The sequence below is a fragment of the Brevundimonas sp. UYEF29 genome (genome assembly GCF_040546195.1).
GTDB classification, from domain to species: Bacteria; Pseudomonadota; Alphaproteobacteria; order Caulobacterales; family Caulobacteraceae; genus Brevundimonas; species Brevundimonas huaxiensis.
Map to the genome: position 1 here is coordinate 44217 of NZ_JBEPNH010000014.1, position 19117 is coordinate 63333.

General features: G+C 60.9%; 25 protein-coding genes. 18 read left to right on the forward strand and 7 right to left on the reverse strand.

The window, feature by feature from the left end; genetic code table 11:
• The first annotated feature begins 217 nt into the window (after positions 1 to 217).
• From ABIB58_RS15595 to ABIB58_RS15625, 7 genes are all read left to right on the forward strand, one after another.
• A complete protein-coding gene (locus tag ABIB58_RS15595; RefSeq protein ID WP_299176606.1) occupies positions 218 to 1093 on the forward strand; it encodes a LysR family transcriptional regulator in 876 nt (291 codons plus the stop codon).
• 148 nt (positions 1094 to 1241) lie between these two features.
• Positions 1242 to 1685 carry a peptide-methionine (R)-S-oxide reductase MsrB gene (gene msrB / locus ABIB58_RS15600; RefSeq protein ID WP_024350804.1) on the forward strand — a complete coding sequence of 148 codons (444 nt, stop codon included), beginning with the start codon at positions 1242 to 1244 and terminating at the stop codon, positions 1683 to 1685.
• Between the two features lies 1 nt (position 1686).
• Complete coding sequence (gene msrA, locus ABIB58_RS15605) at positions 1687 to 2226, forward strand: peptide-methionine (S)-S-oxide reductase MsrA (protein ID WP_024350803.1); 540 nt, start codon at positions 1687 to 1689, stop codon at positions 2224 to 2226.
• Positions 2227 to 2360: 134 nt separating this feature from the next.
• On the forward strand, positions 2361 to 3065 hold the full coding sequence (locus ABIB58_RS15610) for a glutathione S-transferase N-terminal domain-containing protein (protein WP_024350802.1): 705 nt from the start codon (positions 2361 to 2363) through the stop codon (positions 3063 to 3065).
• The gene (locus tag ABIB58_RS15615; RefSeq protein ID WP_024350801.1) at positions 3062 to 4030 is read left to right on the forward strand and encodes a magnesium and cobalt transport protein CorA; all 969 of its coding nucleotides are present in this window, start codon (positions 3062 to 3064) and stop codon (positions 4028 to 4030) included. The genes ABIB58_RS15610 and ABIB58_RS15615 overlap by 4 nt, the downstream gene beginning before the upstream one ends.
• Before the next feature lie 106 nt (positions 4031 to 4136).
• Positions 4137 to 4697 carry a hypothetical protein gene (locus tag ABIB58_RS15620; protein ID WP_231729333.1) on the forward strand — a complete coding sequence of 187 codons (561 nt, stop codon included), beginning with the start codon at positions 4137 to 4139 and terminating at the stop codon, positions 4695 to 4697.
• Between the two features lie 77 nt (positions 4698 to 4774).
• Positions 4775 to 5224 (forward strand): hypothetical protein, encoded by a 450-nt coding sequence (locus tag ABIB58_RS15625; protein ID WP_024350799.1) that lies wholly within the window; start codon positions 4775 to 4777, stop codon positions 5222 to 5224.
• Between the two features lie 105 nt (positions 5225 to 5329).
• On the opposite strand, the gene ABIB58_RS15630 is transcribed toward ABIB58_RS15625, so the two are convergent.
• The 6 genes from ABIB58_RS15630 to nadE form a co-directional block, all read right to left on the reverse strand.
• Positions 5330 to 5626 (reverse strand): AzlD domain-containing protein, encoded by a 297-nt coding sequence (locus ABIB58_RS15630; RefSeq protein ID WP_024350798.1) that lies wholly within the window; start codon positions 5624 to 5626, stop codon positions 5330 to 5332.
• Complete coding sequence (locus ABIB58_RS15635) at positions 5623 to 6348, reverse strand: AzlC family ABC transporter permease (protein ID WP_024350797.1); 726 nt, start codon at positions 6346 to 6348, stop codon at positions 5623 to 5625. The genes ABIB58_RS15630 and ABIB58_RS15635 overlap by 4 nt, the downstream gene beginning before the upstream one ends.
• A 76-nt stretch (positions 6349 to 6424) precedes the next feature.
• The gene (locus tag ABIB58_RS15640) at positions 6425 to 7684 is read right to left on the reverse strand and encodes an MFS transporter (RefSeq protein WP_024350796.1); all 1260 of its coding nucleotides are present in this window, start codon (positions 7682 to 7684) and stop codon (positions 6425 to 6427) included.
• Between the two features lie 8 nt (positions 7685 to 7692).
• A complete protein-coding gene (locus ABIB58_RS15645; protein WP_024350795.1) occupies positions 7693 to 8184 on the reverse strand; it encodes a DM13 domain-containing protein in 492 nt (163 codons plus the stop codon).
• Between the two features lie 3 nt (positions 8185 to 8187).
• Positions 8188 to 8661 carry a peroxiredoxin family protein gene (locus tag ABIB58_RS15650; protein ID WP_024350794.1) on the reverse strand — a complete coding sequence of 158 codons (474 nt, stop codon included), beginning with the start codon at positions 8659 to 8661 and terminating at the stop codon, positions 8188 to 8190.
• A gap of 234 nt (positions 8662 to 8895) precedes the next feature.
• Positions 8896 to 9777 (reverse strand): NAD(+) synthase, encoded by an 882-nt coding sequence (gene nadE, locus ABIB58_RS15655; protein WP_051141593.1) that lies wholly within the window; start codon positions 9775 to 9777, stop codon positions 8896 to 8898.
• 302 nt (positions 9778 to 10079) lie between these two features.
• On the opposite strand from nadE, the gene ABIB58_RS15660 reads away from it, so the two are divergent.
• From ABIB58_RS15660 to ABIB58_RS15710, 11 genes are all read left to right on the forward strand, one after another.
• Positions 10080 to 10685 carry a sulfite oxidase-like oxidoreductase gene (locus ABIB58_RS15660; RefSeq protein ID WP_024350792.1) on the forward strand — a complete coding sequence of 202 codons (606 nt, stop codon included), beginning with the start codon at positions 10080 to 10082 and terminating at the stop codon, positions 10683 to 10685.
• A complete protein-coding gene (locus ABIB58_RS15665; protein WP_024350791.1) occupies positions 10678 to 11424 on the forward strand; it encodes a ferredoxin reductase in 747 nt (248 codons plus the stop codon). The genes ABIB58_RS15660 and ABIB58_RS15665 overlap by 8 nt, the downstream gene beginning before the upstream one ends.
• A gap of 72 nt (positions 11425 to 11496) precedes the next feature.
• Positions 11497 to 12510 (forward strand): NADP-dependent oxidoreductase, encoded by a 1014-nt coding sequence (locus ABIB58_RS15670; RefSeq protein WP_024350790.1) that lies wholly within the window; start codon positions 11497 to 11499, stop codon positions 12508 to 12510.
• 75 nt (positions 12511 to 12585) lie between these two features.
• Complete coding sequence (locus ABIB58_RS15675) at positions 12586 to 13851, forward strand: thiolase family protein (RefSeq protein WP_024350789.1); 1266 nt, start codon at positions 12586 to 12588, stop codon at positions 13849 to 13851.
• Between the two features lie 15 nt (positions 13852 to 13866).
• Positions 13867 to 14937, forward strand: a complete 1071-nt coding sequence (locus tag ABIB58_RS15680; protein WP_024350788.1) for an NADP-dependent oxidoreductase — start codon at positions 13867 to 13869, stop codon at positions 14935 to 14937.
• Positions 14938 to 15003: 66 nt separating this feature from the next.
• Complete coding sequence (locus ABIB58_RS15685; protein WP_299176538.1) at positions 15004 to 16608, forward strand: sensor histidine kinase; 1605 nt, start codon at positions 15004 to 15006, stop codon at positions 16606 to 16608.
• A gap of 16 nt (positions 16609 to 16624) precedes the next feature.
• Complete coding sequence (locus tag ABIB58_RS15690) at positions 16625 to 16984, forward strand: response regulator (RefSeq protein WP_035449975.1); 360 nt, start codon at positions 16625 to 16627, stop codon at positions 16982 to 16984.
• Positions 16917 to 17096, forward strand: coding sequence for a hypothetical protein (locus ABIB58_RS15695; protein WP_081651911.1), 180 nt, complete (start codon positions 16917 to 16919; stop codon positions 17094 to 17096). The genes ABIB58_RS15690 and ABIB58_RS15695 overlap by 68 nt, the downstream gene beginning before the upstream one ends.
• Before the next feature lie 50 nt (positions 17097 to 17146).
• Positions 17147 to 17419 (forward strand): glutaredoxin 3, encoded by a 273-nt coding sequence (grxC, locus tag ABIB58_RS15700; RefSeq protein WP_024350786.1) that lies wholly within the window; start codon positions 17147 to 17149, stop codon positions 17417 to 17419.
• Between the two features lie 64 nt (positions 17420 to 17483).
• Positions 17484 to 17765, forward strand: a complete 282-nt coding sequence (locus tag ABIB58_RS15705; RefSeq protein ID WP_024350785.1) for a DUF427 domain-containing protein — start codon at positions 17484 to 17486, stop codon at positions 17763 to 17765.
• A gap of 38 nt (positions 17766 to 17803) precedes the next feature.
• Entirely contained in the window at positions 17804 to 18559 is a 756-nt protein-coding gene (locus tag ABIB58_RS15710) for an SDR family NAD(P)-dependent oxidoreductase (RefSeq protein WP_024350784.1), read from the forward strand.
• A gap of 373 nt (positions 18560 to 18932) precedes the next feature.
• Here ABIB58_RS15710 and ABIB58_RS15715 read toward each other — a convergent pair.
• The coding region (locus ABIB58_RS15715; RefSeq protein ID WP_354042677.1) for a Tn3 family transposase at positions 18933 to 19117 on the reverse strand (185 nt) is incomplete at its 5' end.

Genomic DNA, 19117 nt, shown 5'->3' on the forward strand with positions numbered 1-19117 from the left:
AGCCTCCCACGGCGACTTAGTGGGTGCACCGGAACCCTTGGGCCCTGGCGGAAGCGCCATCAGGCCCGGACTAGCCGTCCAAGACATTCTTTTTATATGCGTGGCGCATATAGACAAGCCCCTAAAGCGTGATTATATGCGTCGCGCATACTTCTGGTGGCGGTCGAAAAGACCGGTCCTGAAGCGGCATCATTCACGGCGTGCAGGCCGAAGGGCTATGGAACTCAATCAGGTCAGCTATTTCATCAACTTGGCCGAGACGCTGAATTTTACAGCAGCGGCGCGGTTGAGCGGTGTGTCCCAGCCAAGCCTGACACGCGCGATCCGCCGCTTGGAGGAAGAGCTCGGCGGTCCGCTCATTTATCGCGATGGGAAGAACAGCCGTCTCACCGGCCTTGGCCAGGACGTGGAGGCTGAGTTTCGGCGCATGTTAGTCGCGATGAAAAGTGTTCGGCATCATTCTGAAAACTGGGCCATGGGGAGGCACCGGGTGCTGGACGTCGCCGTCGCCCCGACCGTCGGGCCGAAGCTTTTTACAGCCTTCTTCGAAAGCGCGTTGGCAGAAGTGCCATCGATCGAGATCAAGATGCATTCGCTCGGGGCGAGTGAAGACACATCGGAGGTGCTGTCGGGCAAGTATCACGCATGCATCCTGCCGCGCGAGACGCGGCCGGACCGCAAGCTTGATGTGCGACCTCTGTTCCGTGAGCGCTTCGTACTCGGCTGTTCCGCGAAACACCCGCTCGCGGCGAGCGATATCGTGCGAGGCGAGGACTTGTTGGAGTTCCCGTTCGTTGATCGTCTGAAGTGTGAGTTTCGCGAGCAGATCCTAGACCATTTCGCACGACGGGAGGTACTGATGCGGCCGCGCTTCCGGTCCGATCGTGACGATTGGGTGCAACGGGTCGTCGCAGACGGCGAGGCCATATGCATCCTTCCGGAGCGGTCGGCTACAGCCCAAGGTTTGGTTACGCGTCCGATCGATGGGTTTGTCCTCGAGCGAGAGGTCGTGATCGCGACGGTCTCTGGCTCCGCGGCGCCGGTTGAGATCAGGAAGATCGCGCAGATGGCGGCCAGATACGCGTGGAACTGAACGCCGCTGATCACAGCGGAGCTATCGAAACTATACGCACAGCGTATTGGATAAATATAATTGGCACTGCGATAGTCGAGGTGACCGTCAAGCAAGATAAGATGTCCGTAATGTGCCTTGGCCCTGAAACCAAGTATTGGAGACGATCATGAAGTTTGAAAAGTCTCAGGCAGCGATCGACCGCCTGACCCCCGAGCAACGCCGGATCACCCAGGAAGACGGCACGGAGCGAGCCTTCACCGGTGAATACAACGATAACAAAGAACCGGGCATCTACGTCGATGTCGTGTCCGGAGAGCCGCTTTTCGCATCGACGGACAAGTTCGAGTCGAAATCCGGCTGGCCCAGCTTCACCAAGCCCATCGTCCCCGCGCACGTGAACGAGGTGCGGGACAGTTCGCACGGCATGGTCCGGACGGAAGTTCGATCGGTCCATGGCGACAGCCATCTCGGCCACGTGTTCCCCGACGGTCCGGCCGACCGTGGCGGACTACGCTATTGCATTAACTCGGCCGCCCTTCGCTTCATCCCGCGCGATGAGATGGAAGCCGAGGGCTACGGCGAATATCTCGATCAGGTGGAGGAGGCGTAACATGCATCAGCGCGCTGTTCTCGCAGGCGGATGTTTTTGGGGCATGCAGGATCTGATCCGCAAGCAGCCCGGCATCGTGTCGACCCGCGTCGGATACACCGGTGGCGACGTCCCGAACGCCACCTATCGCAATCACGGTACTCACGCTGAAGGGATCGAGATCATTTTCGACCCGGCAGCGACAAGTTACCGTAACATCCTGGAATACTTCTTCCAGATCCACGACCCGACGACGAAAGATCGGCAAGGCAACGATCGCGGCCTCTCCTATCGATCCGGCATCTACTATGTGGACGATGAGCAGAAACGGGTCGCCGAGGAGACGATCGCCGACGTCGACGCCTCCGGACTGTGGGACGGCAAAGTCGTCACCGAAGTCGAGCCTGTCGGCGATTTCTGGGAAGCGGAGCCGGAGCACCAAGACTATCTCGAGAAGCGCCCGGGCGGTTACACGTGCCATTTCCCGCGCGCGAATTGGGTGCTCCCCAAGCGTCAAGACGCTGATGCTACCCAGCCTACCACCGGAGCGGCAGCAGAATAGCTGCAGCGCCTATCGCGACATAGCGCTCTGCATCGCAAGCAATGGGACCGCATCGGCGAACGATGCGGTCCTCGTACGGCCCCTCAAGCGGTCATGCCGCTTGCCGGCCATCGATTTGGTAGGATTGCCCCAGCATGCCAGACCTTTCGTCATATCCGATCACCAAGCGCTGGCCTGCCTCCAATCCCGATCTCCTGCAGTTCTATGCAGCGCCCACGCCCAACGGCGTCAAGGTCTCCATCATGCTCGAGGAGACCGGCCTGCCATACGAGCCCCACTTTATCGACATCAGCACAAACGAGGCCAAAGACCCCGCTTTCGTGTCGCTGAACCCAAACGGGCGGATCCCTGCGATCATCGATCCGTCAGGCCCCGATGGTGAGCCGCTCGGCGTTTGGGAGTCCGGTGCGATCCTCGTTTACCTCGCCGAGAAGACGGGCCGATTGATTCCACCGGGACAAGCCAGGCGTTATGAGGTGCTGAGTTGGGTATTCTTCCAGATGTCGGCGATCGGCCCGATGTTCGGTCAGCTGGGCTTCTTTCTGCGTTGGGGCGGAAAGGACTACGAGGACAAGCGGCCTCAGCAACGGTTCGCCGACGAGTCCAAGCGCCTGCTGGGGATCTTGGATCGCCAGCTGGATGGGCGCGAGTGGATCGTCGACGACTATTCCATCGCCGACATCGCGACGCTCGGCTGGGTCAATGCCCTGGTCAGCACCTATGACGCCGGCGACCTGTTGCGCATCGCCGAACACCGGAACGTCCGGGGTTGGTTGGATCGCGGCCTCGCTCGACCAGCCGTGCAGCGGGGCCTGGTCATCCCTGCGAGGCCCGCATGAGCGTCATCGCCGCTTACTATTACAACGAGGGTCGCCGCATCCGCGAAGTCGCTATCGACGAGCGGGTTGAGCTCGACAAGAACCGATCTGGCTTCTGCTGGATTGGGCTCAGCGAGCCTTCGGAAAGCGAACTCAGGGCGCTTCAGTCGACCTACAATCTGCATCCATTGGCGATTGATAACGCGATGCATCCGATGTGCCCGCCGAAGCTCGAAGTCTATAACGGCGAGCTTTACGTCGTCGCTCAGACGGCCGAGCTGGTTGGGGACCGCATACGCTACGGCAAGACCGCGATCTTCACTGGTCACAACCATCTGATCACCGTGCGTCACGGCAACGCCGGAGCGCTTGGCAATCTTCGCGAGCAGCTTGAGGGTTCGCCTGCTCAGTTTGGTAAGGGTGTCGACTACGTCCTGCATGCCATCCTTCACCGCATCGTCGATCAGTATCTGCCGATCTTCGAAATGATCGAGGACGACGTGCTCGCGATGGAGAGGCGATCGCTCGACGACTTCCTGGGGCGGGCGGAGGTCGCGCGCATCTTCGGCTTGCGATGCGAATTGACGCGTTTCCAGCGAACCCTTGGCGCTATGGCGGAACTGGTGCGCAAGCTCGTTCGCGGACATTTCCCGTGCATCAGCGCTGAGGTGCGGCCGTACTTCAACGATGTCGCCGACCATGTCGATCGGGTCCAGTCCATGGTCGATGGCCTCCTCCAGGTGCTGTCCACGGTCTTCGAATTCAGCAGCCTTCTTGAGGCGCAGAGGACAGGCGTCATCACGCGCCAGCTCGCTGCCTGGGCGGCGATCCTCGCGGTCCCTACGGCCATCGCGGGCATATATGGAATGAACTTCAGGAACATGCCGGAGCTGGACACAGCTTACGGCTATTTCGTCGTGCTCGGCCTAATGCTGACGTTCTGTCTTTTCCTGTTCGTCCGCTTCAAGCGAGCCAAGTGGCTATGATGGTGCTCCGCATCTTCAGTGCTGGTCGGTCGCGGAGCCAAAGCGCGCCTTCGGTCGGCGCGCAACCCCTACAATCCGAACTCGAGGTGCATTGATGACAACTCAAGTGAGAGACGTTCTGGACGCCGTACAGTCCTTCGTGGCTAAGGGCTATGACCGAGAGTACCGTGTGAAGGACGGCGCTCTTGTCGATCTCGAACTCGGATCGACCCTCGACGCGTGCAGCATTCGTGTCGATGCCGCATTACGCCTTGAGAGCGGCGATGGAGCCGAAGACGCTTCGAACATCTACGCCATCACAGATCCGGCGACCGAGCATAAAGGTCTGCTTATCGATGCCTTCGATGTGTTCGACGAGATATGTCACCGTGACCTGTCCGAACGGCTTCTTGAGCATCGTGAAACAGCTCCGGCCGGTGACGCCGACGTGCCGAGCAAGCATGGGCTGCGCAAAGTCTACAAAAGCGAGTTTGATCGCGACCCTGAGCGTTACGTTTTGCGGGAAGGCTTCCCTGACTTTCCGGCATGCCCGTTCGGGGGAGCCTTCAGCATCCTCGGCTTCGATACAGCAGAACAATCATACGTCTGGCTCGTGACGAGCATTATTCGGGATCCCCGGCTGATCAGGATTCCCTACCAGGGCGAAGACGTTATTACCGACGAATGATGTCGGCGGAGCGCGGGAAAACCCAGACCCCAACGATGGATGGGATGCCCCTTAAGGTCAAAAATAACGAGGCAGAGATGGACTGGAACAAGGACCATATTCGCGAGACAATGCTGTCGCTTGAAACCGCGGCGCTGCAAAGCGCTCGCAAGAAGTATCTGGATTACGTCTCCACCGCGCGCCTCGATCGCAGCGAGCCGATCGAGAACGACGAGCAGGCGCAAGCCGAGGTGGCGAGCGACTTTGCTGAGGCGCTCGATGACACTCTCGATGACTATGTTGATAAGCTCGACAAACTCCGGACAATCGATTTTGGACCAAAGTCAGAAGTCTCGGAAGGCGCCGTCGTCAAGCTGTCCGGTAAGCACTTCGTCATTTCGGTCTCGACTGGCAGGTTCATTTGTCATGGGCAGGAACTGATGGGCATCTCGACGATGGCCCCGATCTACGAGGCGATCGAAGGCGCGCGAGCCGGGGAAACGGTGCAGTTCAATGGCCGCGATTTGACCGTGGAGGCTGTTGCGTAGGCGGGACCCGCGGTCCTCGGATCGTGAGTGCGGGCCATCGACGTTCGCAGCCTTACTGGACGACCTCCGGCCTCCCCATTGCCGCTTCTCTCAGATGATCGGCACTTACGAGCTAAGCCACCCCAGACCTGCGTAGGCGAGCATTCCCAATACCATCGCCACGATGACCTGGTTCGTGGCGATCGCTGCACCCAGCGCGACACCGGCCGCGATCCAGGTTGGAGGTGGCTGACCGATCAACGACGACGCGACCAAGCTGACCACGATCAGCCCAGGCAACTCGTCCAGAACCCAAGCCTGCCTGGAAACCCTAATTCGTTCACCGGCAATCAATCCGGCGACCCGGATCGCAAACGCAGCCACAACGAGCAAACTGACAACAACCCAGTGCGAAGCGCTCATCGGGCTGCCGCCTCGATCCTGCGCTTCAAGAAGGTCACCACCAAGCCGAAGAATGCGCCGACGATGATCCCGTAAGCTTTGGGCATGCCGAGCGAGATGACGGCCATGGTCGCTGCCGCGGCCATGGTCCATGGCAGAACTTGGGAACGTCCCCGCCACAGACCTCGCGCCATCGCAATGAAGGCCGCCGTGAACGCGAAGCTCAGGCCAAAGCGTCCGAGATCGGGCAGCGCGGCGCCAAGCAAGGCCCCGAGCGTCGTGGAGGCTGTCCACATGGAGATGTTCACCAGCCCTGAGCCTATGAGGAATGGTGCTCCGACATCGGGGGACTTCGCCCGCTCGGACATCGTCAAAGCCCAGTTCTCGTCGCCAGTAATGTGGATGGCGAAGAGCTTCTTCCTCAGCGACAAGCCGGCCAACACCTCGGATAAAGAGGCGATGATGCCGACATAGCGCAGGTTGAGCGACGCACCGGCCAGAACCGCGCCCAACACGACACCTGTGGAAGCGAACTGCTCAACCGCGATGATTTGCGAAGAGCCCGCATGGGTAGAGGCGCTCATGATCGCGACGCCCCACCACGGGAAACCTACCTGTACGGCCAGGAAACCAAAGGCCAAGCCGTACACGCTGGCCCCCAAGGCCAACGGGAGGATGGCGATCGCCCCCCGTTTAGCCTCGTATGCGTTTCTCGCGGCTAGAGCGTTCACGCTCTCATCCATGACACGTTCCGCCTTGTTCTCAGCCAGGCTCCTCTAACAGCCGACTGGCAATCCTTCGGTCGTCGGCATAGGCGTCTCAGCGGCGCTGATCCGCCGGGGTTCGTATCATCGCGTCGAGCGACCCGGTGATCATCGCCGTGCTCGGGCAGCGTGTTGCTCTCGTCTTGACCGAGCGGTCTGAGTGCCTGCGGACACCGGCCAAGACCGCCAGGGCAGTCAGCAGTGCCGCTGCGTAGAGGAACAGGCCGCCAGGGCCGAGGAGGTCCATCACCAGGCCTCCGATGAGCGGCCCGGCGGCGGTTCCGATCCCGTTGAGTAGGAGAAGTCCGCGAGCGGTCCCCAGCAGCCGACCCGCAGGAAGGTCGTCATTCGCAACGGCAAGGCATAGCGAATAGATGGGAATACCGAAGCCGCCGAACAGCGCGCCCGCCGCAAGTAGCACAGGCAGAGGCGCCTCCGCAGCCAGCGCTACGCCGATCGCAGCCGCCGCGGAAGCCAGGGCGGCGCCGGCAATGACGAGTGTCCGCGACACGCGGTCCGATAGCCATCCCAATGGCCACTGCAGCACGAGCGTTCCACCAAGGACCGCAGCCATGAACGCAGAAATGCCGCCCACATCGAGGCCAATCCTCTGCGCAAAATTGGGGCCTAGTCCCCAGAAGCCGCCGATGGCCAGGCCGGCTAGGAAAACGCCGACCGACGGAAGGGGCGAAATTGCAACGAGATCGCGAAAGGCGACGGGCTCCTGTTGAACCTCGGCCGGGGGATGACTGGGCAGTAGCGTGACGGGGACGACGGCCGCAGATATCAGCAGCGAGACGAACAGGAATAGCGTCACGTCTGTAGGCGGCGCGATGTTGAGCAGCGCTTGACCAAGGGCCCATGAACCCATCGAAACAACGCCGAAGATCGACAAAAGCTGACCGCGCGTGGATTGAATCGCGTGCGCGTTGAGCCAACTCTCAGTCGCTAGGATCATGCCTGCATAGGCGAAGCCGGTCACAAGGCGAAGCGGCATCCATACGTTTGCCTCCACGAATGCGACATGAAGAAGAGCCGTCATTGAAGCCATCGCGGCGAAGCCAGCGAAAGTCCTCACATGGCCCACGGACACGATCATCTTGGGCAGCGTGAGAGCGCCAATGGTGAAGCCCGCAAAGTATAGGGACATCATCGCGCTGATCGTTTGAGCTGAAAAGCCTTCCTCCCCAGCCCTCACGATCAGGAGCGTACCCAGTAGACCATTGCCCAAGAGCAACGTGGCGACGCTCAACAATAGCGCTGCGACCGGCGCCAAAACGAGCCCCCGCGCGCAGGCCGCCTTCACGCTGTTCATCGCCTGACTCATTTCCGAGCCTGGCGCGGAGGCTGATACGCCGCAGAACTGATGAACTGATCAAAGGCTTCGCACCAGATGACAACGGCGCTGTAGTCGCGAACGTCGATGTCGGCGGGCACCTCCATAATGAAGCCGTTGAACGTCCTCACATCGCCGACCCGGGCCGACGCGTCCTTGATCGCGAGGAACGCTTCCTCGGTCTCGACGAAGTGCGGGGCGAGATAAAGCTTGTAGTCCGGCCCGGGAGAGAGACGGCCGATGTGTGCGATCCGGTGAGGCAGGATCTGCACTTCGCCTTCACCCCAGTGCAGCAGGTCGCTGCCGGCTAGATCACGAGAAAGCTTTCCCGAATAGAGCGCCTCAGGCGTCGAACTCCTCAACGCAGCTTCAGTGGGCGACGCCGGCGCGGTGAGGATAGGCAGCGTGTAGATGCCGGCAGCAAAGCCTGTGATGCCAACGACGAAGTGGGTGCAGGCTAGAATAAGCCACCGTGGCATGTTTCACGAGCTCTCCAAATTTGCCACCAAACGATCCGCGTCCAGGTGGAAATCCGAAAAGACGATGCGACCGTCGGCATTGATGACCGTGAACCACGGCGTTCCCCGTGTCCGGTAATCCTCCATGAACGTTGGAAACGCAGCACCAGGCGGCGGTTCGTCGTGCCCGAAGGCGACGGGGAGACGGTACTCCACCTGATTGATGCGCAACTTGTCGAATGTATTTTCGTGCGCTCCTTCGAAGACCGTCTGGATCACTGCGAATCCGACGCCTCTGGACTCCAGCGCACCATGCAATTTCTGCAGTGTGGGAAACCCATGCAGATGGCAGCCCCTGCACCAGTGCTGAAACGCGAAAAGGATCTTCGGCCCTACGCCAAGATCCGATAGCTTGATCGGCGTCTGGAGGTCGCTTCCATCCACGGCGATCCACCGATGAATGCGAAGCTCTGGCGCTTGACGATCGGCCGCGCTCATCCCTCTCTCCGAACACGAAGCATGTGCCCGACGTGCAGCGAAAACTCGCGAGCGCAGGGGAACTGCTATACTTCACCGCCCCACGGCCCGAGCGTCAAATAGTCGATAAGACCAAAATCTTGTCTCGACTATACCCGACGAGGCCACGAGTTTACGTGGATGACTATGAATTCCAACGCCGGTCTTTTCCAATAGCGGCGTGACATAGTTTCTATGTCCTAGGCGGGAGCAAATTTAGCGTCCGTTCGACCCTTGCGGCGCCAGAAGCTGCACGTTGGAGGCCACAGGCAGCGCGCGCTTATGCGCGGTGGCTCGGTACGCTCTTTGGATCGTCTCGACCGCCGCCTGGGCCACACCCCTTCCTTCGAGGTAATCGTCTATCTCATCATAGGTCACGCCGTAGGCGTCTTCGTCGGGGTGTAACGGCATCGCGTCATCCAAATCTGCCGTGGGAACCTTACTGATCAGTTCCGCCGGGGCGCCCAGATGAGACGCGATCGCGCGAACGCGCCGCTTATTGAGACCGGCGAGAGGGAGAACATCGGCCGCGCCATCGCCGAACTTTGTGAAGAAACCCATCACCGCTTCGGCTGCATGGTCCGTGCCAATCACAAGGCCGCCCAGGGTCCCCGCGAGAGCAAACTGGGCGACCATCCGTTGGCGTGCCTTGATGTTCCCGAGCACCGTACTGCGCAGGCCGGGGTCGGCGGACTCGTAATTGGAGCCTGTCATCTCGCTCCACAGCGCGTCGGTCGCGGGCTTTATATTGATCACCGCAACGCGGTCGGGCCTGATGGCTGACAAGGCAAGCTGAGCATCGCGCTCGTCCATCTGTTCGCCATAGGGCAGCCGCACCGCTACAAACTCGCATTCGTACCCGATCTGACGCAGATCCTTCACGGCCGATTGCGCGATTAGGCCCGCCGTCAGGGAATCGACGCCGCCGCTGATTCCAAGCACATACGCTCGCTGCCCCGACGACCTCAGATAGTCGCGGAGGAAGGCGGCGCGTTCTGCCGCCTCGCGTCGGGCATCGAACGACGCCGAAACGCCGAGCGCTGCGATAATCTCGTCTTGGATGGGAATGACGACCTCCTGGGCACGCCGCAGTCGCATGCTGGCGACCTCACCTCGCGAAGCTTCTCTGTCCCACGAGCCATAACGCTCACGCAACACCGATTCAAAGCTATCGAAACTATAGCGACAGGGCATTGGGAAAGCAGTCTGATATAAAGCTATAGTCGAGGCGGGATTATCGCGAGTCATAGTGATGAATTGCGTGTCTCTACTGATTTAACACCCGGTTGTCTGAACATCAGCTTTGCGATCCGCTCGATATCTTTCCTTTGCGAGGGTCATCTACGCATTAGCCTGAGATGAAGTCGGTCGGTCTGTCGTGACGAGCAAGGGGGTTCGGCATGGTCACCAGAGGTTTCACCGGCCGCGGTTCAGGCGGCGACCACGAGGGCCGTATTCCGCCAGGTCAACATCTCGTGGAGAACTTTCCCGTTCTTACCGCTGGGCCAACGCCTCGTATCGAGACGTCCGACTGGAAGTTCACGGTCAAGATCGGTCCGAGACCCGTGAAGGTCTGGAGTTGGAGTGAATTCAACGCCCTTCCAAAGACCAAAGTGACCAAAGACATTCACTGCGTCACGTCCTGGTCCAAGCTCGACACGAAGTGGGAAGGCGTGCTGATCGAGGACATCCTCGCTGACGCTGAAGTTAAACAGCCAACAGACTTCGTTCTCGCGCACTGCTACGATGGCTATTCGACGAATGTTCCGCTCGCGGACATGTTGTCCGGCAAAGCTATGGTCGCGCTGAGCTACGCGGGCCAGCCGCTTCCCCGCGACCATGGCGGACCGGCGCGCCTTCTTGTTCCGCATCTCTACTTCTGGAAGTCCGCCAAGTGGGTGAATGCGCTGCAGTTCACCACTCGCGACGAGGCCGGGTTCTGGGAGTTGCGCGGTTATCACATCTACGGTGATCCGTGGCGCGAGCAACGGTACACCCATGACTGAGTTCGATGCGCAACCCGCGTCGTGGCAGTCAGGCGTGATCGACGAAATCGTCCAACAGACACCGAGTATCAAGAGCTTTTTCCTGCGATTGCAGGAACCATTCGTCCATACAGCAGGCCAGCACGTCGACGTCCGGCTGACCGCCCCAGACGGCTATCAGGCGATGCGCAGTTATTCGATCGCATCGTCGGCGGGCTCTTCACCGATCCTGGAACTCGCCATCGAGCGCCTGCCGAATGGCGAAGTTTCGCCATTCTTCCACGACGTCGCCGCAGCCGGCGACGAGATCGAACTCAGGGGACCGCTTGGAGGCCACTTTCTTTGGCCCGAGCCTACCGACAAGCCGGTGCTGCTGATCGGCGCAGGTTCAGGCGTGGTGCCGCTGATGGCGATGATCCGGCAGCGTCGGGCATCGGCACAGGCCGTTCCAGTCGCTCTGCTCTTGTCGGCGCGAACCGCTGAGGACGTGCTCTTCTCCAGCGAACTCCACTCAATCGAGATGAGCGATCCCACGTTCATCTTGACGCTCGCGATTACGCGAGAAGCGCCAAAGCGCGCCTCGGACTATGGCCGACGGATCGACGATGGGATGGTCCAGGCGACAATCGCACGTCTCGGTCGCGACCCGGGCCACGTGTTCGTTTGCGGGTCGAACGGTTTCGTCAACATCGCGACGGACGGCGCATTGTCGGCAGGGCTGGGCGTCTCGATCATCAAGACCGAGCGCTACGGTGGGTAGGGGCGGCCAGATGATCGCATCCCATCACGCGGGAGCGCCCAGCTCAAGCTCTGTCCGGGAAAGGCTTCGCCCATGACCATCATGGCCCGTCAATTTCACCTTAAAAGTCGTCCCGAAGGGCTACCGCAGGCCAACAACTTCGAACTCGTCGAGCAGGATCTCCCCGCGCCAGAGCGAGGACAACTGCTCGTCGCCAACCGGTGGCTCTCCGTTGACCCTTACATGCGCGGCCGCATGACCGGTCGAGAAAGCTATATGCCGCCCTTCCAAGTTGGCGAGCCTCTGGATGGCGCCGCGATCGGCGTCATAGTCGAAAGCAAGGATGAACGGTTCAGCCCTGGCGAGGTCGTGAGCCACTTTGCCGGCTGGCGCGACCGCGCGATCATCGACGCCGCATCCGCTACTAGGATCGATACGACGATTCCAGAGCAGGCGTATCTGGGCCCGCTCGGTTTCCCAGGCTTCGCCGCCTACATCGGCATGCTCCAGATCGGAAAGCCGCGAGCTGGCGAAACTGTGTTCGTGTCAGCAGCAGCGGGTTCTGTCGGATCGCTCGCTGTCCAAATCGCAAAGATCAAGGAATGCCGAGTCGTTGCGTCCGCGGGCGGCGAGGACAAATTGCGTTGGCTGCGCGAGGAAGCAGGCGCTGATGCCACGATAAACTACAAGAATACGGACGACATGGTCGCAGCACTTCGCGAAGCTGCGCCTAAGGGTGTCGACATCTATTTCGACAACGTCGGTGGCACGCACCTGGAAGCGGCGCTTGAGGCGGCCAATGACTTCGCACGCTTCGCTCTGTGCGGAATGATCGAGCAATACAACAGCGAGCCGGTCGGTCCCCGCAATATCTATGCGGTTATTGAGAAGAGCCTCCTGCTGCAAGGCTTCGTCACCATCCACAACATGTCGGTTTGGGAGGATTTCCAGCGCGACGTCACCCGGTGGATCGCCGATGGGAAGGTCAAATGGCAGGAGACGGTTGTTCACGGCCTCGAGAGAACCCCGTCGGCGTTCCTCGATCTCTTCGCCGGAAAAAACATCGGAAAGATGGTTATCGACCTCAGGGATGGGGAGACGCCCTGACGGGCGGCGCCTGCCGTCAGCGGACCGCACCACGCCACCTCGTCTAATTAGAATCTTTTGCTTTGGGAGATCACCGTGAGCCGCTTCGCTGAACCAGTTTTCATAGCCGCAGGCTTGCGGACACCATTCGGCCGTGGCGGAGGAGCGCTGGCAAATTATGACGCGGCCTCATTGTCAGTGCCAGTCGTCCAAGAAATGGCGAAGCTTGCGGAGCCCGATCTGACGATCTGGGGAACCGTCATCCCGAACCTGGGCTGGAGCAATATCGCTCGCGAAATCTGGCTGGACGCGAAGCTCAACCCCAACGTTCCAGCATTCTCCGTAGTCCTAGCGTGCTCGACCAGCATGACCGCGAGCTTCGCCGCAGCCGGGATGCTCGGCGGCGGGCTCAACCTGATACTGGTCGGCGGGTCTGAGGTCATGAGCCGACCATCGCTCGCTCTCACCGCTGAGGCATCTAAACGACTCACCGATCTCTTCGCGCAGGATCCGGCCGCAGCACTTGCCGCCCTGGGGGCGTTGACCCCTCAAGACTATGTGCTCCCCACGAAGGGCTGGGCCAACCGCCTTACGGGCAGGACGATGGGCGATCACATGGAGGAGACCGCCAAGGCGTGGCGCATCTCGCGTGAGGCTCAGGATGACTGGGCTCTAAAAAGCCACCAGCGCGCCGTCGCCGGCTGGAACGGCGGCTTCTTCGATGACCTCGTGATCTCGTTGCCGGAGCTTTCCCGCGATGCGAACCCGCGCGCGGACACATCCGCCGAACGTCTATCCGGTTTGAAGCCCGCCTTCGATCGTGAGAGCGGAATGGGTAGCCTGACAGCCGGCAACAGCTCCCCCATCACGGATGGGGCGGCCGGCTGTTGGGTGTCCAACGAGGAGGGTCTGAAGAGGCTGCCCGATGGCACGCCCTATGCGCGGATAATCGACTACGAAGTCTCGGCGGTCGACCTGCGCACGGAGGGGCTGCTGATGGCGCCGTCATATGCCGTTCCACGACTTCTCGCGCGCCATCACCTTGGCTTCGCCGACATCGCACTTTGGGAAATCCACGAGGCCTTCGCGGCACAGGTGCTGGCCAACGTCGCGGCCATCACCGATCCGAACTGGGTCCGAGAGAAGGCCCGTGTTTCGGCTGAGATGGGCAACTTCGATTGGGATCGCGTCAATCCGAACGGCGGCTCGGTAGCCATCGGACATCCCTTCGGCGCGACCGGCGCGCGTGATCTCAGCCAAGCTGTGAAAGAGCTGTGGGCCATGCCGGTCGGATCTCGAGGGATCGTCAGCATCTGCGCCGATGGTGGTCAAGGCACTGTCGCCCTCCTCGAACGCATCTGATCGGAGGACAAAAAAATGAAGGCGATCCGCTTCCATGAGTTCGGCGCTCCCGATGTTCTTCGCTATGAGGACGCGCTGACACCTGTGATAAAGCCGGGAGAGGTGCTCGTCCGTGTACAAGCGGCAGGCCTCAACCCGCCCGACTGGTATCTCCGCGAGGGATACAAGGCTCTGCCGCCCGAGTGGCGGCCGTCGGTGACATTCCCCGCCATACCGGGCTCGGATGTGTCCGGGATCGTCGAGAAGGTCGCCGACGATGTGACCGCGTTCTCGCCGGGCGATGAAGTTTTCGGAATGATCCGCTTTCCCAGCTTCGGCGAGAGCCTGGGATACGCCGAGTATGTTTCCGCGCCTGCTTCCGACCTTGCGGCCAAGCCCCGACACCTGGACCACATTCATGCAGCCGCCGTTCCCATGTCGGGGCTGACCGCTTGGCAGTTCCTGATCGAGCTAGGCCATAACGAGCAGAACCCGCTGCAGTCCGAGCGCCACAGCCCGGTCCCGTTGGCTGGGAAGAGCGTTATGATCAACGGCGCTGCAGGGGGTGTCGGTCATCTGGCATTGCAGTTGGCAAAGCACGAAGGCGCGCGTGTCATCGCTGTCGCTTCAACCCGGCACGAAGCGTTCCTCCGCGAACTGGGTGCCGACGAGTTCATCGACTACACGAAGACCAAACCCGAAGACGATGTGCGAGACATCGATCTTGTCGTCGATGCCGTCGGCGGTCCGACCTCCGGCCGCTTCCTTCGGACCATACGTCGGGGCGGAGCGCTGTTCCCGATTTTTCCCCTTGGCTTTGCCGGACATGATGAAGCTGCCGACCGGGGAGTGACCGTTTCGGCGACGCAGGTGCGTTCCAGTGGCGACCAGTTGGCCCAGCTAGCTCGCTTGCTCGACAGCGGCGCGGTTCGCGTCGCCGTCGACAGCACATACCCCCTTTCCGAAGCGGCCGCCGCTCACGAACGCGCAGAGGCAGGCCATATCCAGGGCAAGATCGTCCTCGCCGTCGGTAACCCCATCGCCGATCAGAGCGGCCAAGCGGGCGTGCCGTCATCGCAGTGGCCGCCCCGCATGAGGGGGCACTGACATGACGCGGGAAACGCCGATGATCGGCCACGCTCGACCTTCGAGGCATCATCCAGGAGAACTGCGGTGAGCCTGAGCGCTGACAGAACCGATTTCGGGGCGGCACAGCGGGTGCGGGCGCTTGCAGACCTCATGGTGCTCGACACACCGGATGAGCAAGCCTTCGACGATCTCGTTTTTGTCGCCGCAAAGGCCTGTGACGTTCCCATCGCGCTCATCACCCTGCTGGATACTGACCGGCAATGGTTCAAAGCCAAGTACGGGCTTGAGGTATGCGAGACGGAGATCGAACACTCGGTCTGTCGGATCGAGATCGATCAGGGCGATCTTCTCGAGATCGTCGATCTCACAAATGATGCGCGGACCAAGCGCAATCCGCTCGTCACAGGCGCCCGGCACTTTCGCGCCTACGCTGGCGCACCGCTCGTCCTGCGATCCGGAGCGATCGTAGGTCGCCTGTGCGTCATCGATACCGTTCCGCGGCCTGAAGGGCTCAGCGATATGGAAAAGGCGATGCTGCAGGCGCTCGCCCGTCTCGCCAGCGAAAATCTCGAACTCCGCCGGATCGCAACGGCGAGCGAGCGCCTCACAGCCTTGCAGACCGCCCTGGTCGAAATCGGCGAAACCATTCGGAGCAGCCACGATACCGCAGGGATGGCTTCGGCGACCGCCGCCATCGTCGGCCGAGCGCTCTCCGCAGACCGAGCCGGGTTCGGATCCGTCAACGAGGACGTCGATACGATTGACGTCGAAACCGATTGGACGGCGCCGGGGGCCGTGAGCATTGCCGGGCGCCACCGTCTCGACGAGTATGGGAGCTTGCGCGAGCCGCTCGTCGTTGGCGACCCGCTCGTCGTTTGGGACGCCCTGACCGACGATCGCACTCTGCACAATCTCGAGAGCGCAATGCGGGTCGGCGTTCGGTCGTTGGTCGATATGCCGGTTCGAGATCGTGGCAAAACCATCGCCGTCTTCTTCGTTCATTCGGCGCATCCCCGACCTTGGCCCGCAGAGGAAATCTCGTTCCTGCGAAGTGCGGCGGACCGGCTTGAGGCAGGCGTCGCGAGGCATCGTACCGAGCAGCAGCAACTCATAGTGAACGGCGAAATTGCTCACCGCCTGAAGAACATGCTCACCATGGTTCAGGCCATCGCCAGCCAAACGCTGCGAAGCGTCACCGATCGCGAAGCGGTCTACGCCTTCGAGCGTCGGCTGATGGCTCTGAGCGCGGCGCACGACGCCTTGCTTCAAAAGAGTTGGACACAAGCTGATCTACAAGCTGTCGCAGCGACAGTGATCGACGCGATCGGGTTCTCAGATCGGGTCGACATGAGTGGGCCGGCGGTGGCGCTGGGGCCACGAGCGGCGCTCTCGTTCTCCCTCATCGTCCACGAGTTACTGACCAACGCCTGCAAATACGGCGCGCTGACCAGTGACGATGGCCACGTCTCGCTGTCGTGGGAAGTCGAGGTCGGCCTGGACGACGACCTTCTCCGCGTGAAATGGCGAGAACGGGGTGGGCCTCCGGTTGTGCCGCCAACTCGCCGAGGCTTTGGATCGAAGCTGATCAACATCGGCCTGGTCGGCACCGGGGGCGTCGATGTTCGCTACGAGCCCGCCGGGTTAACGGCCGATCTGCACGCCTCCATGCGTCACCTGGTTCAAGGTTGATGGGAGTATGGGTGGAATGGTGAAACCCGTGGTGCTCGTCGTCGAAGACGAACCACTTCTCCGTCTGTTTGCGACGGACATGATCGAGGAGGCAGGTTTCGAAGTCTTGCAGGCGCCGAATGCATCCGCCGCGCTTATGACCTTGGAGGAACGACTGGATGTGCGCGTCGTGTTCACGGACGTGAACATGCCCGGCGGGATCGATGGCATCATGCTCGCCATTTGCATCCGCCGGCGGTGGCCGACCATCCAGATCATCATCACGTCCGGGAGGCCTTGGCCGGTCGAGGCCGTCGTTCCAGCGGACGTTGTGTTCTTCGCCAAGCCATACCGGCAAGACCGGGTTTTGGACACGGTCCGGAAGATGGCGGCGTGATGGCCAGCGCCTCAAACAACTCGGACGCCAGAGCGGTGAGGTCCACGAGTGCACCTTCGAAATCGAGCTTCTCTACCCGGGGGCGCAAGCCTTTGCCTTCACCTTCGGATGACCCCCGCGAATCCGGCCGGCCCGTCATCCCTCAACGATTGGAGACACAACATGAAGCCTGAGGTTCTCATCTACACCACGAGTTGGTGCCCGTTCTGCCGCCGCGCGAAGGCGCTCCTTCAAGAGAAGGGCGTGGCATTCACCGAGCTTGATATCGAAGCCGATCCTGCACACCGGAAGGCGATGATCGAGTCGTCGGGGCGAAGCACCGTGCCGCAGATCTTCATCAACGAGACGCATGTCGGCGGCTCCGACGATCTCGCTGCGCTCGATGCAGATGGCTCGCTCGACAAGCTGCTTGCCGGACAAACTCCGGCAAACTGATTTGTCCCGCCAGATAGGGCCACTGGTCGATGCAAGTGGCTGAAAATTAAAAGAGGAGTCCGGTTTGGTCTCAGCAGTTTGGAACGATGCCACCCTCGCGGTCAGCGACGAGACTATGGTCGTGGATGGAAACCATTATTTCCCGCCTCAATCGGTTGACCGGCAGTATCTGGCACCGAGCGAGCACACGTCTGTCTGTCCCGTGAAGGGGACGGCGCAATACTTTCATCTCCAGGTCGGCGACCGGCGCAATGCAAACGCCGCCTGGACCTACGCCGACCCTTCTCCGGCGGCGCACTCCATCAAGGATCACATCGCCTTCTGGAAAGGCGTCAACGTCGCTTAGCCGTCAGCCCGCCATTAGACTTCAGAAAGGAACCGCCGATGTCGAAAGTTTTGGACGGCAAAGTCGCTATCATCACGGGTGGCTCTCGGGGCCTTGGCGCCGTGCTGGCGGCGACGCTCGCCGATCAGGGAGCCGATATTGCTATCACCTACGCTGCTTCGGCCGATAAAGCCGAGTCCGTCGCCGAGGTGGTGAGGGCCAAAGGCGTTCGCGCTCTCGCGATCCGATGCGATCAAGCGGATACGTCCGCCGCCCAGCCCATGGTCGAGCAGGTCGTAGCTGAACTCGGCAAGCTCGACATCTTGATCAACAACGCCGCAATCGCCGTCCAAGGAAAATTGGTCGACGATCCGACGCTCGATTCCGCTGCGTTCGACAGGCAGTGGATGGTAAATGTGCTTGGGACCGTGGCGATCACGCGTGCGGCGGCGCAGAAAATCTCTGACGGTGGCCGCATTGTCTTCATCGGTTCCGGCCTGGGCACCCGAGCGATCGTGCCGGGAATTGCCGACTACGCAGGAACCAAGGCAGCAATCGCAGGATATGCCCGCGGGGTGCAACGTGATCTTGGCCCACGCAACATTACCGTCAACGTCGTCCAACCTGGCATCATGCCGACCGACATGACCGGGGAAGTCGCTGAGAATTTTCCGCAGGCCGTCATCGATATGCATCCCATCCGTCGGATCGCCACGATTGAAGAAGTGGCGGGCGCCGTCAGTTACCTCGTTAGTCCCGCTGCAAGCTACACAGCTGGCGCGGTGATAGATGTGTCAGGGGGCGTCCTGGTCTGAATCGATGCGCGACGGGCGTGTCACGCGGATAACTGAAGGACGATCGCTTCCGCGCCTCAGCGCTCCGTTGAATTCCGGGCAGCAGATCGGCTGATCCTGCAGGGCCCATTATTCTCGAAGCCACAGCGGATAATGCTTCCGCATTTCAGGAGTTCATAGAGTGCCGAATGCAGAGCTGACCCAAGAGCGCATCGCCGTCGCCACCGACTATTTCCGGAAAATCGACAGTGGCGATCCCACCATTCTCGACATTCTGACTGACGATGTCGTGACGTACTTCCCGAAGTTCGGAGTTGGATATGGCAAAGCCGAATTCATGGAAGTCGCCAAGGGTCTGTTGGGGGTCGTTTGCGGGAGGGGGCGGAATCCTACGCTAAGGCTTTGGCCAGCGATATTCTCCGGTGAGATTGATGTGTTCCCATCCGAGCGGCGAAACATGGGCCAAGAGATCGGGCGATAGCAGCTTTCCATCGCGTTTCTGGTTTGCAACGACCTCGCAGAGCTTCATTGTGTTCCAGAAGATGATGATGGAGTCGAGCAGATTCATGCCTGCGATGC